Origin of the sequence: Qipengyuania flavescens, assembly GCF_029688735.1 — a bacterium.
GTDB lineage: Bacteria > Pseudomonadota > Alphaproteobacteria > Sphingomonadales > Sphingomonadaceae > Qipengyuania.
In genome coordinates this window covers 470,022-483,968 of the sequence record NZ_JARULD010000001.1, presented here as the reverse complement: position 1 = coordinate 483,968, position 13,947 = coordinate 470,022, and the positions used below count along the sequence as shown (strand labels likewise).

The following is a 13,947-nucleotide window of genomic DNA, read 5'->3' as shown; positions in this document are numbered from 1 at the left end:
ATTTGCTTTACCTTCTTGCCGAATGGCTGAACTTCGAAGGCGTCGCCAACCTCGTGCGCTATCAGACGTTCCGCGCCGGGGCGACGCTGATGACGGCGCTGGTGATCGGCCTGCTGATCGGCCCGCGCTTCATCGCCATGCTGCGCGTGCGCCAGGGCAAGGGCCAGCCGATCCGCACCGACGGGCCGCAGACGCACCTCGCCAAGGTCGGTACGCCGACCATGGGCGGGTTGATGATCCTGATCAGCCTGTCGCTGGCAGTGCTCATCTGGATGGACCTCAGGAACCCGTTCATCTGGGCGTGCCTTGCCGTGACGCTGGGCTTCGGCCTGATCGGCTTCCTCGACGATTACGACAAGGTTTCGAAATCGAGCCACAAAGGCGTTTCCGCCCGGACGCGGCTGCTGGCGGAATTCCTCGTCGCGGGCGCGGCGAGCTATATCGTCGTCAGCCAGATCAACACTTTCGTCTACGTGCCCTTCGTGAACGATTTCGGGGTCGAGCTGGGGCCGTTCTACTACCTGTTCGCCGCCATCGTTATCGTGGGCGCGGGCAATGCCGTGAACCTGACCGACGGGCTGGACGGGCTGGCGACCATGCCGGTTATCATCGCGGCGGGCACCTTCGCGCTGATCGCCTATCTGGTCGGGCGAGTGGACTATTCCGAATATCTCGGCATTCCGCATGTCGAGGGCGCGGGTGAACTGGCGATCTTCTGCGCCGCGATCATGGGGGCGGGGCTTGCCTTCCTGTGGTTCAATGCGCCGCCGGCCGCCGTGTTCATGGGTGACACCGGCTCGCTGGCACTGGGCGGCGCGCTCGGCGCGATAGCCGTGGCAACGCATCACGAGGTGGTGCTGGCGATCGTCGGCGGACTGTTCGTGTTCGAGGCGCTTTCCGTCATCATCCAGGTCTTCTGGTTCAAGCGGACCGGCAAGCGCGTGTTCCGCATGGCGCCCATCCACCACCATTTCGAACAGCTCGGCTGGTCGGAAAGCAAGGTGGTGATCCGCTTCTGGATCGTCTCGATCATCCTCGCGCTGATGGGCCTGGCGACGCTGAAGCTGCGATGATCACTTCGACCGCCTGGAAGGACAAACGCTACGCGGTGCTCGGCCTCGCGCGGTCCGGCCGGGCGACGGTCGAGGCGCTGCTGGGGAGCGGGGCCGAGGTCATGGCGTGGGACAGAAGCGAGGAAGCGCGCGCCGAGTTCGCGGATCGCATCGAACTGGCCGATCCGGTCGAGGCGGATCTGACCGGCTTCGCAGGCATAGTCGTCAGCCCCGGCGTGCCGCTCAACACCCACCCGATCAAGCCGCATGCCGACAGCTTCGGCGTGCCGGTGATCGGCGATATCGAACTCTTCGCGCAGGCGCGCAGCGGTCTGCCGTCGCACAAGGTCGTCGGCATCACCGGCACCAACGGCAAGTCGACCACCACCGCGCTGGTCCACCACATCCTCAAGACCGCAGGCGTGCCGACCACCATGGGCGGCAACATCGGCCTGCCGATCCTCGAGCAGGAGCCGTTGCCGGAAGGCGGGGTCTATGTGCTGGAGCTGTCGAGCTTTCAGATCGACCTGACCTATTCGCTCGATTGCGACGTGGCGGTGCTGCTGAACATCACCCCGGATCATCTCGACCGGTATGATGGTTTCTCGGCCTACCGCGCGTCCAAGCTCCGGCTATTCGAGATGCAGTCCGGCAATCATCTTAATTTCGTTGGTGAGAGTGAGCTGTACGGCGAACTCGCGGCAGAGGGGTTCTCGACCAATCCGGTCGAGATCGAGAATGGGATCACCGGGGGAAATCCCGTTCTGGCCGGTCCGCATAACGCGCAAAACACGATGACGGCCCGCCTCATCTGCATCGAACTTGATCTGACACCGGCGGAGATTGACGAGGGCGTCGTGACCTACCCCGGCCTTCCGCACCGCATGGAGCGGGTCGCCGAAATCGCCGGCGTCGCTTACGTCAACGACAGCAAGGGCACCAACACCGCTGCCTCCGCGCCTGCGCTGGCCGCATTCGACAACATCCACTGGATCCTCGGCGGGCTCGCCAAGGAGCCGGGGCTGGGTGAATGTGAGGCCGAACTGGGCCATGTGAAAGCCGCCTACACCATCGGGAAGTCTGGACCCGATTTCGCCGCTTTGCTCGAAGGCCGCGTGCCGGTCACGCCGTGCGAAATGCTCGATCACGCCGTGACTCGCGCCGCAAGTCACGCCGTCAGAGGCGACACCGTCCTCCTCTCTCCCGCCTGCGCCAGCTTCGACCAGTATCGCGATTTCGAAGCGCGCGGCGACCATTTCCGCGAGCTGGTGGAGGGCCTGAAATGAGTACCACCATGCAGCCCTATGTCCCCGGCAAGCGCCAGCCCGCGCATATGCCCAAGGGCCGCCTCTCGCGCTGGTCGGAGCTGAAGATCTGGTGGCGCGAAATCGATCGCGTGCTGCTGTTCCTGATCCTGCTGCTGATGAGCTTCGGCACCATCGCCGTCGCCGCCGCCAGCCCGGCCACGGCCAATCGCCTTTCGACCAGCAGCGAGACGCTCGATCCGCTCTATTTCTTCTACCGCCACATCGCCTGGCAGGTGGTCGGCATCTGTACGATGCTCGGCGTGTCGATGCTGACCCGCGACAATGCTCGGCGGCTCGGCATCGTCCTTGCGGCGGTGATGTTGTTCTTCCTGTTCCTCACACCGCTGATCGGCGTCGAGATCAATGGCGCAAGGCGCTGGATCAGGATCGGCATGCAGTTCCAGCCGTCCGAATTCCTGAAACCCGGCTTCGCCATCGCCATGGCATGGATCTTCGCCTGGCGCCTGCGCGACCCGAACCTGCCCGTCCTCGGCATCGCGACCGGAACTCTAGGCCTGATCGCTGCGCTGATGATGGCGCAGCCCGACTTCGGTGGCACCATCCTGTTTGCCGGCGTGTGGTTCGTGATGGTCGTGCTGTCCGGTGTGGACGCCAAGCGCATCGGCTTCGTCATCGGCGGCGGGATCGCAGGCATCACCGCCGCCTATTTCCTCTATGACAACGCCCGCCACCGCATCGACAGCTTCCTCGGCGGCGGCACGGCTTACGACCAGGTGGACCTCGCCAGTCGCACGCTGCTGGCGGGCGGCTGGACCGGCGCGGGCTACGGCCTCGGCATTCGTAAGATGAGCCTGCCCGAAGCGCATACCGACTATATCTTCAGCGTGATCGGTGAGGAGTTCGGCCTGCTCGCCTGCGCGGTGATCGTGATCCTCTATCTTGCCATCGCCGGCCGCGTGCTGATGCGGCTGGTGGACGAGGAGGATCTGTTCGCGCTGCTGGCCGGGGCGGGGCTGGTCTCGCTGCTCGGCGGGCAAGCGTTCATCAATATGCTGGTGAACCTGCAGCTGTTTCCCTCCAAGGGCATGACGTTGCCGCTGGTCAGCTATGGCGGTTCCTCGACCATTGCCATCGGCCTGACCGTGGGCCTGCTCTTGGCGGTAACGCGGCGAAATCCCTTCCTGAAAAGCCGGACCAAGGGGCTTGGCGAGTGGATGGGAATAGGGCAGGCGGACGCGATGAATTCCCCTTCCGCTCGCCCCGTGCGTGAGATCCAGCCATGACTCGCTCCAGCCGCCACTATGTCCTCGCCGCCGGCGGCACCGGCGGGCACTTGCTGCCCGCCTTCGCGCTGGCGACCGAACTCGACCGGCGCGGGCATCACGTCGCCCTGATCACCGACGAACGCGGGGCGGAGATCCCGGGCAAGCCCGATTTCATGCCCGCGCATGTCATTCCCGCAGGCCGCTTCGGCAAGAACCCGCTGCAATGGATCAAGGGCATACGCGCTGTGCTGGAAGGGCGGCGTATGGCGCTGCGGCTGTACGAGAGTTTCGAACCGAGCGCGGTGATCGGCTTCGGCGGCTATCCCTCCGCCCCGGCGGTGCTCGCCTCGACCTCCGCCGATATCCCGACGATCCTGCACGAACAGAATGCCGTGCTCGGCCGCGTCAATCGCCTGCTGGCAGGCCGCGTGCAGGCGATCGCGACGGCCTATCCCGATGTCGAGCGGCTGGCGGACAAGCACTCGGACAAGGTCCACCTCGTCGGCAATCCGGTGCGCGCAGGCGTGCTCTCGCTGCGTGAGGAGCCATTCCCCGAGTTCACCGAGGACGGCCTGCTGCGCGTCCTCGTGACCGGCGGCAGCCAGGGTGCCCGCGTGCTGTCCGAAGTCGTGCCCGACGGGCTCGCCATGCTCCCGCCCGCGCTGCGCCAGCGTTTGCAGGTAACGCAGCAGTGCCGCGCCGAGGATCTCGAGGCCGTCCGCGAGCGCTATCGCAATCACGAGATTCCGGCAGAACTAGCGACCTATTTCGAGGACATGGCCACGCGCCTTGCCGATGCGCATCTGTTCATCGGCCGCGCCGGGGCCTCGACCATTGCCGAGCTCACCGCGGTGGGCCGCCCGGCCATCCTCGTCCCGCTGCCGATCGCGACCGACGACCATCAGGCGTCGAACACGCGCGAAATGGCGAAGGCCGGCGGCGCACGGATGATCCGGCAGGAGCGTTTTACGGCTAAGGAACTCGCCAAGCAGATCAAGGCGCTTGCCGAGAACCCGCAAGGTTTGAACAGAGCCGCCCATGCCGCATGGAACTGCGGTCGTCCCAAGGCCGTCGAGGATCTGGCCGACCTCGTCGAAAGCTTCGGCGGGGCCGACATGATGGACGTCATCCGCGTCGGCGGAAACAATGCGCGCGGCGCGACACAGGGCGCGCCCGCCGGCCAAGGCGCTGCGAAGGAGGCCGCCGAATGAGGGGTGTGCCGACCGATATCGGGACCATCCATTTCGTCGGCATCGGCGGGATCGGCATGTCCGGCATCGCCGAGGTGATGAACAATCTCGGCTACAGCGTGCAAGGCTCCGACATCAAGGAAAGCCCGGTGATCGAGCGGCTGCGCAGTCGCGGCGTGACAGTGTCCATCGGCCACGCGCCGGAGAATGTCGAAGGCGCGGCAGTGGTGGTCACGTCCACCGCCGTGAAGCGGACCAATCCCGAAGTCGCCTTCGCGCTGGAAAACCGTATTCCCGTGGTTCGCCGTGCAGAGATGCTGGCCGAGCTCATGCGCCTCAAATCGACCGTCGCGGTCGCCGGGACGCATGGCAAGACGACCACGACCAGCATGATTGCCGCCTTGCTCGATGCGGGCAAGATCGATCCCACCGTCATTAATGGCGGCATCATCGAGCAATATGGCTCCAACGCTCGTCTCGGCGATAGCGACTGGATGGTGGTCGAAGCCGACGAGAGCGACGGCAGTTTCCTGCGGCTCGACGGCACGATCGCGGTGGTCACCAATATCGATCCCGAACACCTCGATCATTACGGCGATTTCGAGGGCGTGAAGGACGCCTTCGTGGAGTTCATCCACAACGTGCCCTTTTATGGCGCGGCGGTGCTGTGCATCGACCATCCCGAGGTTCAGGCCGTGATCGCCAAGGTGCGCGATCGCAATGTCGTGACCTATGGCTTCAACCTGCAGGCCGACATTTGCGGCGTGAATGTGCGGCCCGATGCGGGTGGCAATTGCTTCGACGTCATCGTGCGCCGTCGCGGGCAGGAGGATCGCCGGATCGAGGGCGTGCGCCTGCCGATGCCCGGCCGGCACAACGTCCAGAACGCGCTCGCCGCGATTGCCGTCTCGATCGAGATGGGCTGTCCGGACGAGGTGATCTGCAACGGGTTCAGCCAGTTCGGCGGCGTCCGGCGGCGCTTCACCAAGGTCGGCGAAGTTCCGACCGGTGGCGGCGTCGCGACGATCATCGACGACTATGGCCACCACCCGGTCGAGATCAGGGCGGTGCTGGGCGCGGCCCGCGAAAGTGCAGGGCGGGGGCGCGTGATCGCCGTCGTCCAGCCGCACCGCTACACCCGTCTCAACGATCTGATGGACGAATTCCAGACCTGCTTCAACGAAGCCGACCTCGTCTATGTCACCCCGGTTTATGCGGCGGGCGAAGACCCGATCCCCGGCGTCGACGCGCAGGCGCTGGTCGATGGCCTCAAGGCACGCGGACACCGCGCCGCCGCGACGATCGAGGACGAGCAGGATCTCGCCGAAACGCTCGCAGCCGAATTGCAGGAAGGCGATTTCGTGATTTGCCTCGGCGCGGGCGACATCACCCGCTGGGCGGCCGGCCTGCAGAACCAGATCGCGCTGGCGAGCTGAGCGATGGAGATGGACCAACCCGACGACGTGTGGAACTGGGACAGCGGCATGGCTCCCGATTGCGAGGTCGATGGCGGCGTCTCCGCACCCGTTGCGATCGACGACTTGCGCGGCAAACTGACGCACGATGCGCCGCTTGCCAAGCTGGTCTGGTTCAAGAGCGGCGGCAATGCCGACTGGCTGTTCGAGCCGGAAGATCTCGACGATTTGCGCGTCTTCCTCGAACGGCTGGGCGGCAAGCTGCCGGTGATGGCGCTCGGCCTCGGCTCCAATCTGATCGTGCGCGATGGCGGAGTGCCGGGCGTGGTCATCAAGCTCGGCAAGCCCTTTGCGAAGATCGAAACGCGTGACGATCATGTGGTCGCCTGCGGTGCGGGGGCGCATGGCATCCTCGTCGCCTCGACGGCACGCGATGCCGGGATCGCCGGCCTCGAATTCATGCGCGGCATCCCCGGCACGGTCGGCGGCTTCGTGCGCATGAACGGCGGCGCATACGGGCGCGAGGTGAGCGACGTGCTGATCGACTGCGACGTCATCCTGCCGGGCGGCAATCTGGTGACGCTGCCCAAGGCCGACCTGCAATATACCTATCGCCACTCGGCCTTGCCGGACGGCGCGGTGGTGGTCGCCGCCCGCTTCCAGGGCGAGCCCGGCGACCCCGAAGCGATCGGTGCGAAGATGGACGAGATCGCCGAAGCGCGCGAAAACTCGCAGCCGCTGCGCACCAAGACCGGCGGCTCGACTTTCAAGAACCCGCCCGGTCGCAAGGCTTGGGAACTGGTCGATGCGGCGGGCTGCCGCGGCCTGCAAATGGGCGGTGCGCAGGTGAGCGAGAAGCACACCAACTTCCTGATCAACGTCGACGACGCGACCAGCGCCGATATCGAAGGGCTGGGCGAAGAAGTTAAACGTCGCGTCTACGAGCATTCGGGCGTCGAACTCGAATGGGAAATCCAGCGCGTGGGGCGGCCTTAGGAACTGACATGACCGACCTTCCCAAAGACCTGCACATCGCCGTCCTCATGGGCGGCTGGGCGAACGAGCGGCCCGTCAGCCTCATGTCGGGCGAGGGCGTTGCCAAAGCGCTGGAAGAGCGCGGGCACCGGGTGACGCGAATCGACATGGACCGGCAGGTGGCGGCGCGCATTGCCGAGGTCGCGCCCGATGTCGTGTTCAATGCGCTCCACGGGGTTCCGGGCGAGGACGGCACGGTGCAGGGCATGCTCGACCTGATGGGCGTGCCCTATACGCATTCGGGCCTCGCCACGTCGGTGGTCGCGATCGACAAGCAGCTGACCAAGCAGGCGCTGGTCCCGCACGGCATTCCCATGCCCGGCGGGCGCATCGTCAAGAGCGCCGACCTGCACGTGCGCGATCCGCTGCCACGTCCCTACGTGCTCAAGCCCGTCAACGAAGGCAGCAGCGTCGGCGTGGCGATCGTCACCGACGAGAGCGACTACGGCAATCCCATCGCGCGCGACGCCAAGGGGCCGTGGCGGGAATTCGCCGAACTGCTCGCCGAGCCTTATATCAAGGGCCGCGAGATGACGACGGCGGTGGTCGATTTCGAGGACGGCCCGCGCGCGCTCGCGGTAACCGAACTGAAGCCGAAGAGCGGCTTCTACGATTTCGACGCCAAATATACCGACGGCATGACCGATCACATCTGCCCGGCGGACATTCCTCAGAACATTGCAAGGCTGTGTCTCGAATATGCACTCCGCGCGCACCAGGTGCTCGGCTGCCGGGGCACCAGCCGCACCGATTTCCGCTGGGACGAGGAGCAGGGCGAGGATGGGCTGTTCATCCTCGAAACCAACACCCAGCCCGGCATGACCCCGCTCAGCCTCGTGCCCGAGCAGGCCAAGCATGTCGGCATGGAGTATGGCGAGCTGGTGGAGACCGTGATCGCCGCGGCCTTGCGCCACCATGCGGGTAAGGGCCATGCAGGTAAGGGCAGGGGCGATGGCCAGGGTTAGCCGCAAGCCCCAGGGGGTGCGGCGTTCTGCCGCTGCGCGGAGCCGCAGCCAGAAGGCTCGGGCCGCGCGCAAGCATACCAGCGGCATTCTCGATCGCATCATGGCCGCGCTGCCTTTCACCGAGGAGCAGTGGCACAAGTTCTTCCTGACTTCGATCATCATCGTCGGCCTCGCCATTGCGTGGACGGTCGCCAGCTATGCGGGCGTGCCGGAAATCGCGCGCGACGAGCTCGCGAAATCGGCCTCGCGCTCCGGCTTCGAGGTCAGCAAGGTCCGCGTCTCCGGCGTCGAGCGGATGAACGAACAGCTGGTCTACGAACGCGTGCTCGCCCAGCGCGACCGGCCGATGCCGCTGGTCGAACTCGGCGACGTGCGTGACAGCCTGCTGGAGCTGCCCTGGGTGGCCGATGCGCGGGTCTCGCGCCAGCTGCCGGATACGCTGAAGATCGATATTGTCGAGCGCGAGCCGCACGCCGTGCTGCGCAAGCCCGACCGGCTGATGCTGGTCGACGGGCAGGGCCACGAACTCGAGCCGATCGCGCGCGAGGCGGCCAAGGGTAAGCTGCTGATCGAAGGCCCCGGTGCGCAGAGGCAGGTCGAGGAACTCGGCCGTCTGCTGGACGCCGCGCCGGCGCTGAAACCGCATATTGCTGGCGCCGAATGGGTCGGCAACCGGCGGTGGAATCTCACCTTCACCAGCGGGCAATTGCTTGCCTTGCCGGAAGGCGAGGCGGGCGCGCCCGCGCTGGTCAAGTTTGCCCAGCTCGACGGCATGCACAGGCTGATCGGCGGCAAGCCCATCGCGGTGGACATGCGCGTGCCGGACCGTGTTTATCTGCGCTGTAAGGACGGCCCCTGCCCGACCCAGCTTGCGCGCAACGGGCGGGCCGAGTGATGGCCGCCCCGACGCCGCGCATAACCCGCGTCTATGGTGCCGTGAACGTCGGATCCTTCCGGGTATCGGCCATGATTATGGGTGAGGCCGAGGGCGGCGAAATGGTCGTGCTCGGTTCCAGCCACCGCGCGAGCGAAGGCATCAAGCGCGGCTATGTCACCGATATGCGCGCCGCGAGCCACTCGATCCGCACTGCAGTCGAGAAAGCGGAGGCGAATGCCAATACCTCGATCTCCAGCGTCTGGATCGGCTGCGCCGGGGCAGGGCTGTCGAGCCGCATCTCCAGCGTCGAGATCGCCATTGGTGGGCGGCGCATCGAGGAGGACGATATCGAGCATCTCCTCCATGCAGCGCGCGACCACCTGCATCCCGACGGGCGCATGGTCCTGCACGCGCAGCCGGCGCATTACATGCTCGACGGCGCGCATGGCGTCGCCAATCCCAAGGGCCTCCATGCCGAAGCGCTGGGCGTCGACGTCCATGTAACGTTCGCCGAAGGCGCACCGGTTCGCAATTTGATCGAGGCGGTGCAGGGCGCGCATCTCGAGGTCGAAGGTGTGGTCGCCAGCCCCCTCGCGACAGCATACGCCTGCCTCTCCGCCGAAGAGCGCGATCTCGGGGTGGCGCTGGTCGAGATTGGCGCGCAGGTAACCAATGTTTCCGTCCATGCGGCGGGCATGCTGCTCGGTCTGCGCTCGATCCCGGTCGGCTCGAACGACATTACCGATGCGCTCGCATCCTCGCTCGGTATCCGCCGGAGCCAGGCCGAGCGGCTGAAATGCGTGTCGGGATCGGCGATCGCCACGCCGACCGATCACCGCGAGATGATCCCGGTCGATGGCCCGGGCGACAAGCCCGACGGCCGGCTGGCACGCGGCGCGGACGAGCAGAACCGCATCCCGCGCGCGGATTTGGTCGGCACGGTCACAGATCGCCTCGGCGTGATGAGCGGCGAGATTGCGAAGGCACTCAAGGCGCTCGGCTTCGGCGGTTCGCAAGGCGGGCAGGTCGTCCTGACGGGTGGCGGAGCCGAACTGCACGGCATCGCCGACTTCATGCAGGGCGCGCTCGGCCAGCCGGTGCGGATTGGCAAGCCGCCTGCGCTTCAGGGCCTGCCCGAAGCGCATGCGACGCCTGGATTTGCGACGCTTGCGGGCCTGTGCCTTTACGCTGCGGAAGACCCGGTAGACATTCGTTCGGTCGGCTCGAACTACCAATCGACAAGCCGCTATTCCGGCTTCGGTCTGGTGAACCGTGTCGTACAGGCGGTGCGCGAGTATTTCTGATGGTTGAAACCCATGCACAACAGGGCATTAGGCCTTTGTGGATAAGCTTCTTCTACGAGTCTTCGCGCGATTCGCTTTGCGCGCGTAATGTGACATAGTGATTTTTCAGAATTCCGACTTTCCGGGGGATACCCAATGAGCATCAATATCGGTCCGGCATCCAGCGACGACCTCCGCCCCAAGATCATGGTGATCGGCGTCGGCGGCGCGGGCGGCAACGCGATCGCCAACATGATGGACGCCGGCATCGAAGGCGTCGACTTCATCGTCAGCAACACCGACGCGCAGGCGCTCAGCTCCTCGCCGGCGGAAAAGCGCATCCAGCTCGGCCCGGACATCACCGGCGGCCTCGGCGCAGGGGCGCGCCCCGAAGTGGGTAAGGCGGCAGCCGAGGAAACGGTCGAGGATATCGAAGACGCGCTCGATGGCTGTAACATGGTGTTCATCGCGGCCGGCATGGGCGGCGGCACCGGCACCGGCGCTGCTCCCGTTATTGCCGAGGCCGCTCGCAAGAAGGGTGTGCTGACCGTCGGCGTCGTGACCAAGCCGTTCCTGTTCGAAGGCACGCGCCGCATGCGCGCCGCAGAAGCGGGCATCGACGAGCTGCAAAAGCATGTCGATACACTGATCGTGATCCCTAACCAGAACCTGTTCCTGGTGGCGAAGGCGGAAACGACCTTCAAGGAAGCCTTCATGCTTGCCGACGAGGTGCTGCAGCAGGGCGTGCGCTCGATCACCGATCTCATGGTCATGCCGGGCCTCATCAATCTCGACTTCGCCGACGTGCGTTCGGTGATGATGGAGATGGGCAAGGCGATGATGGGTACGGGCGAGGGCGAGGGCGACAATCGCGCGCTCGAAGCCGCCGAACGGGCCATCGCCAATCCGCTGCTCGACGGCGTCAGCATGACCGGCGCCAAGGGCGTGATCATCTCGATCATCGGCGGCGAGGACATGAAGCTGCTCGAAGTGGACGAGGCCGCGAACCACATTCGCGAACTGGTCGACGAAGACGCGAACATCATCTGGGGTTCGGCCTTCAATCCCGAGCTCGAAGGCAAGATCCGCGTGTCGGTCGTTGCGACCGGTATCGAAACGGATGGAACGTCGCAGGCGAGCGCGCCGCAGGCCTTCTCGATGAGCGATAGCCGCGCGCCCAAGCGCCCCGTGCTCGACCTGCCGACCGAGACGATCGACGACGATGAACCCTTCGAATTGTCCGAAGGCCTGTCCGCCGAGCCGGATGCCGAGTCCGGCGACGCCGACACGCTCGACCTCACGGCGGAAGCGGGCGACGATAGCTCCTCGGTCCTGTCCGACGATCTCGGCTACGGTTCTGCTGACGACGACGAAGAAGAAGATTACGACGATGTCGACGGCATCGTGGATCCGCTCGCCGGCCTGCGCAACGAGGATGGCGAAGTTCCGCCCCCCGCCGAGGACGGAGAATTTGGCGGCGGCTGGGCGGAAGATGCCGGGCAGCCTTCGCCGCTCGACCTGTCCGAGCCGATGGAAGAAGGCGGTCAGGACAGCTCCTATGGCGAGGGCGACAGCCCGCTCGCCAGCAAGCCGGGCAAGAAGCGCCCCGTGCTGGGCGGTGACGACAGCGGGAGCGATGCCGGTGCCGGCAGCACGCTGTTCGAGCGGATGGCCAATCTCTCGCGCGGTGCCAACAAGCCGGACGAAGAGGACGACGAAGACGACGACGATGGCGAAGGTGGTTCGCTGAACATTCCCCGCTTCCTCGGTCGCCAGAACAACCAGTAAGACACTTAGCCACCCGGGCCAGCGCTTGTTCAGGCGCGCCCGGGTAAGGGCAGGATCATGGTAACACTATCGCGGATCACGGTTGCAGCGGTCTTGGCCGCTGCAGTTGCCGTGCCGACCGCGGCCCACGCGCAGCGCGAGATCGTCCAGCCCTTGCCGCCGAAAGGGTCCGACCGGTTGAGCGACGCCTTGCGGCGGCTGGCGCGCAATGCGGCCGATGTGTCGGCCCTGCTCGACGCCGGCGAGGCGGCACTGGATGTCGGCGATATCGACGCAGCGATCGGCTTTTTCGGCCGAGCAAAGCAGCTTTCACCCACCAACAGCCGCATCAGCCTCGGCCTCGGCAAAGCCTATGCCCGCTCGCGCCAACCGATCGAGGCCTTGCGCCTGTTTGCCGAGGCAGAACGGGCGGGCGTCACCAACGATCGCATGGCGGAAGACCGGGGCACGGCCTTCATGCTCGTCGGCGACAACCGCAGCGCGCAGGAGCTTTTCCGGCTGGCGCTGGCGCAAGGTGCCGGATCGGAAGTAAAACGCCGCCTCGCGCTCAGCCTGGCGATCTCGGGAGAGCGCGAGAAATTCGAACAGACCCTGCTGCCCTTGCTCGAAGCCCGCGATCTCGCGGCTTTTCGCACACGCGCATTCGGTCTGGCGATCCTCGGGGATACGCGCGAGGCGATCGAGATTTCCGATGCGATGCTGCCCGTGCAGATGGCGGGTCGCGTCAGGCCCTATCTCGAATTCATGCCTCGCCTGACGCCGGCGCAGCAGGCGGCGGCGGGAACGCTCGGCGTGTTTCCGCGCGCGGCCAATATCGGCACGGACGACCCGCAAATCGCCGCCTACGCGCCGGCCGCTCCTTCACCAGCGACGTCGCAAGCACCGGCGACGACACCGCCAGCTGCCGCTGCTCCCCAGCCTCGAGCGACGCCGCAACGGCGCGTTGCGTCTCGCCAGTCCGAGAGCAGGGCTCCCGCACGCCAGCTACAGGAACGACCGCGCCGGACGGCAACCGTCGGGCCGCGTTCGAGCGAAAATGCGGGGATTGCACCCGATCTCTCCCCGGCGACTACGCGGGCGGCGCAACAACAACCAGTGGCGCAGCCGGTGCCGCAGCAAGCTCCCGCTCCCGCGCAGCCTGCGCAAAGTTCCAGAGCGGCAGAGGAAGCATCGCGAGCCGCTGCCATTTTGGCTGCTACTGCGTCGGCGCCAGCGCCTGCAGAGACCGCGCCTGTGGTGATTGCGCGGCAACCTGCCACCACGCCGAACAGCATCGATCCCGCCCGCGCGACCGCCGCTTCACCACCACCACCGCCGTCGCCACCTAGCGAACCGGCACCCACGCTCGAGCAAGCTTTCGCCGGCTTTACCCTCGAGCCGACAACGTCACGTCCGGCAGCACAGGGGGCGGTCGACATCACGCGCATCGAGGCACCGCGCGAGAAGGCCGAGCCCGATCCCCCGCCGCCGCCCGCCCATCCTTCGAGGCACTGGGTGCAGGTTGCGACCGGCAAGGATGTATCGGCTCTCGGTTTCGACTGGCGCCGGATCGCTCGCAAGGCGGACGGGCTGCTCGACGGCAAGGGGCCCTTTGTGACGCCATGGGGAGAGGCCAACCGCCTTCTTTCCGGGCCCTATCCCGATGCGGCGACTGCACGTGAAATGATGAACGAGCTCAAAGGTTTGGATATCGATAGCTTTACCTTCCGCAGTGCCGAAGGCGAAGCGATCGAGCCCCTCGGCTGACCCATGGCGCGCGCCTTGTGCACAGGGTTTGCACAAGCGAAAACGGTTCTCCCCAGCAGCGAC

At 65.9% G+C, this 13,947-nt stretch carries 11 protein-coding genes; all 11 read left to right on the top strand.

Annotated features, from left to right (window positions below; translation table 11 throughout):
* Positions 1-2 precede the first annotated feature (2 nt).
* A complete protein-coding gene (gene mraY / locus P8R33_RS02420; protein WP_278327393.1) occupies positions 3-1,073 on the top strand; it encodes a phospho-N-acetylmuramoyl-pentapeptide-transferase in 1,071 nt (356 codons plus the stop codon).
* The gene (gene murD / locus P8R33_RS02415) at positions 1,070-2,338 is read left to right on the top strand and encodes a UDP-N-acetylmuramoyl-L-alanine--D-glutamate ligase (RefSeq protein ID WP_278327392.1); all 1,269 of its coding nucleotides are present in this window, start codon (positions 1,070-1,072) and stop codon (positions 2,336-2,338) included. Before mraY ends, murD begins: the two co-directional genes overlap by 4 nt.
* Positions 2,335-3,603: an FtsW/RodA/SpoVE family cell cycle protein gene (locus P8R33_RS02410; RefSeq protein WP_446532490.1), complete on the top strand. Its 1,269-nt coding sequence runs from the start codon at positions 2,335-2,337 to the stop codon at positions 3,601-3,603. Before murD ends, P8R33_RS02410 begins: the two co-directional genes overlap by 4 nt.
* Positions 3,600-4,796: an undecaprenyldiphospho-muramoylpentapeptide beta-N-acetylglucosaminyltransferase gene (murG, locus tag P8R33_RS02405; RefSeq protein WP_278327391.1), complete on the top strand. Its 1,197-nt coding sequence runs from the start codon at positions 3,600-3,602 to the stop codon at positions 4,794-4,796. The genes P8R33_RS02410 and murG overlap by 4 nt, the downstream gene beginning before the upstream one ends.
* Positions 4,793-6,211 carry a UDP-N-acetylmuramate--L-alanine ligase gene (murC, locus tag P8R33_RS02400; RefSeq protein WP_278327390.1) on the top strand — a complete coding sequence of 473 codons (1,419 nt, stop codon included), beginning with the start codon at positions 4,793-4,795 and terminating at the stop codon, positions 6,209-6,211. The genes murG and murC overlap by 4 nt, the downstream gene beginning before the upstream one ends.
* Before the next feature lie 48 nt (positions 6,212-6,259).
* Positions 6,260-7,186: a UDP-N-acetylmuramate dehydrogenase gene (murB, locus tag P8R33_RS02395; protein ID WP_278327921.1), complete on the top strand. Its 927-nt coding sequence runs from the start codon at positions 6,260-6,262 to the stop codon at positions 7,184-7,186.
* Positions 7,187-7,194: 8 nt separating this feature from the next.
* Entirely contained in the window at positions 7,195-8,190 is a 996-nt protein-coding gene (locus tag P8R33_RS02390; protein ID WP_278327389.1) for a D-alanine--D-alanine ligase, read from the top strand.
* Positions 8,177-9,085: a cell division protein FtsQ/DivIB gene (locus P8R33_RS02385; RefSeq protein ID WP_278327388.1), complete on the top strand. Its 909-nt coding sequence runs from the start codon at positions 8,177-8,179 to the stop codon at positions 9,083-9,085. Before P8R33_RS02390 ends, P8R33_RS02385 begins: the two co-directional genes overlap by 14 nt.
* Positions 9,085-10,371: a cell division protein FtsA gene (gene ftsA / locus P8R33_RS02380; protein WP_278327387.1), complete on the top strand. Its 1,287-nt coding sequence runs from the start codon at positions 9,085-9,087 to the stop codon at positions 10,369-10,371. Before P8R33_RS02385 ends, ftsA begins: the two co-directional genes overlap by 1 nt.
* 135 nt (positions 10,372-10,506) lie before the next feature.
* Positions 10,507-12,138 (top strand): cell division protein FtsZ, encoded by a 1,632-nt coding sequence (ftsZ, locus tag P8R33_RS02375; RefSeq protein WP_278327386.1) that lies wholly within the window; start codon positions 10,507-10,509, stop codon positions 12,136-12,138.
* 57 nt (positions 12,139-12,195) lie between these two features.
* On the top strand, positions 12,196-13,884 hold the full coding sequence (locus P8R33_RS02370) for a tetratricopeptide repeat protein (RefSeq protein ID WP_278327385.1): 1,689 nt from the start codon (positions 12,196-12,198) through the stop codon (positions 13,882-13,884).
* Positions 13,885-13,947 lie beyond the last annotated feature (63 nt).

What these genes read in the sequence shown, in the direction of transcription:
- murB (WP_278327921.1), top strand. Translation starts at nt 6,260, where the DNA reads ATGGCTCCCGATTGCGAGGTCGATGGCGGCGTCTCCGCACCCGTTGCG.
- P8R33_RS02385 (WP_278327388.1), top strand. Translation starts at nt 8,177, where the DNA reads ATGGCCAGGGTTAGCCGCAAGCCCCAGGGGGTGCGGCGTTCTGCCGCT.
- murC (WP_278327390.1), top strand. Translation starts at nt 4,793, where the DNA reads ATGAGGGGTGTGCCGACCGATATCGGGACCATCCATTTCGTCGGCATC.
- murG (WP_278327391.1), top strand. Translation starts at nt 3,600, where the DNA reads ATGACTCGCTCCAGCCGCCACTATGTCCTCGCCGCCGGCGGCACCGGC.
- P8R33_RS02410 (WP_446532490.1), top strand. Translation starts at nt 2,335, where the DNA reads ATGAGTACCACCATGCAGCCCTATGTCCCCGGCAAGCGCCAGCCCGCG.
- ftsZ (WP_278327386.1), top strand. Translation starts at nt 10,507, where the DNA reads ATGAGCATCAATATCGGTCCGGCATCCAGCGACGACCTCCGCCCCAAG.
- ftsA (WP_278327387.1), top strand. Translation starts at nt 9,085, where the DNA reads ATGGCCGCCCCGACGCCGCGCATAACCCGCGTCTATGGTGCCGTGAAC.
- P8R33_RS02370 (WP_278327385.1), top strand. Translation starts at nt 12,196, where the DNA reads ATGGTAACACTATCGCGGATCACGGTTGCAGCGGTCTTGGCCGCTGCA.
- P8R33_RS02390 (WP_278327389.1), top strand. Translation starts at nt 7,195, where the DNA reads ATGACCGACCTTCCCAAAGACCTGCACATCGCCGTCCTCATGGGCGGC.
- murD (WP_278327392.1), top strand. Translation starts at nt 1,070, where the DNA reads ATGATCACTTCGACCGCCTGGAAGGACAAACGCTACGCGGTGCTCGGC.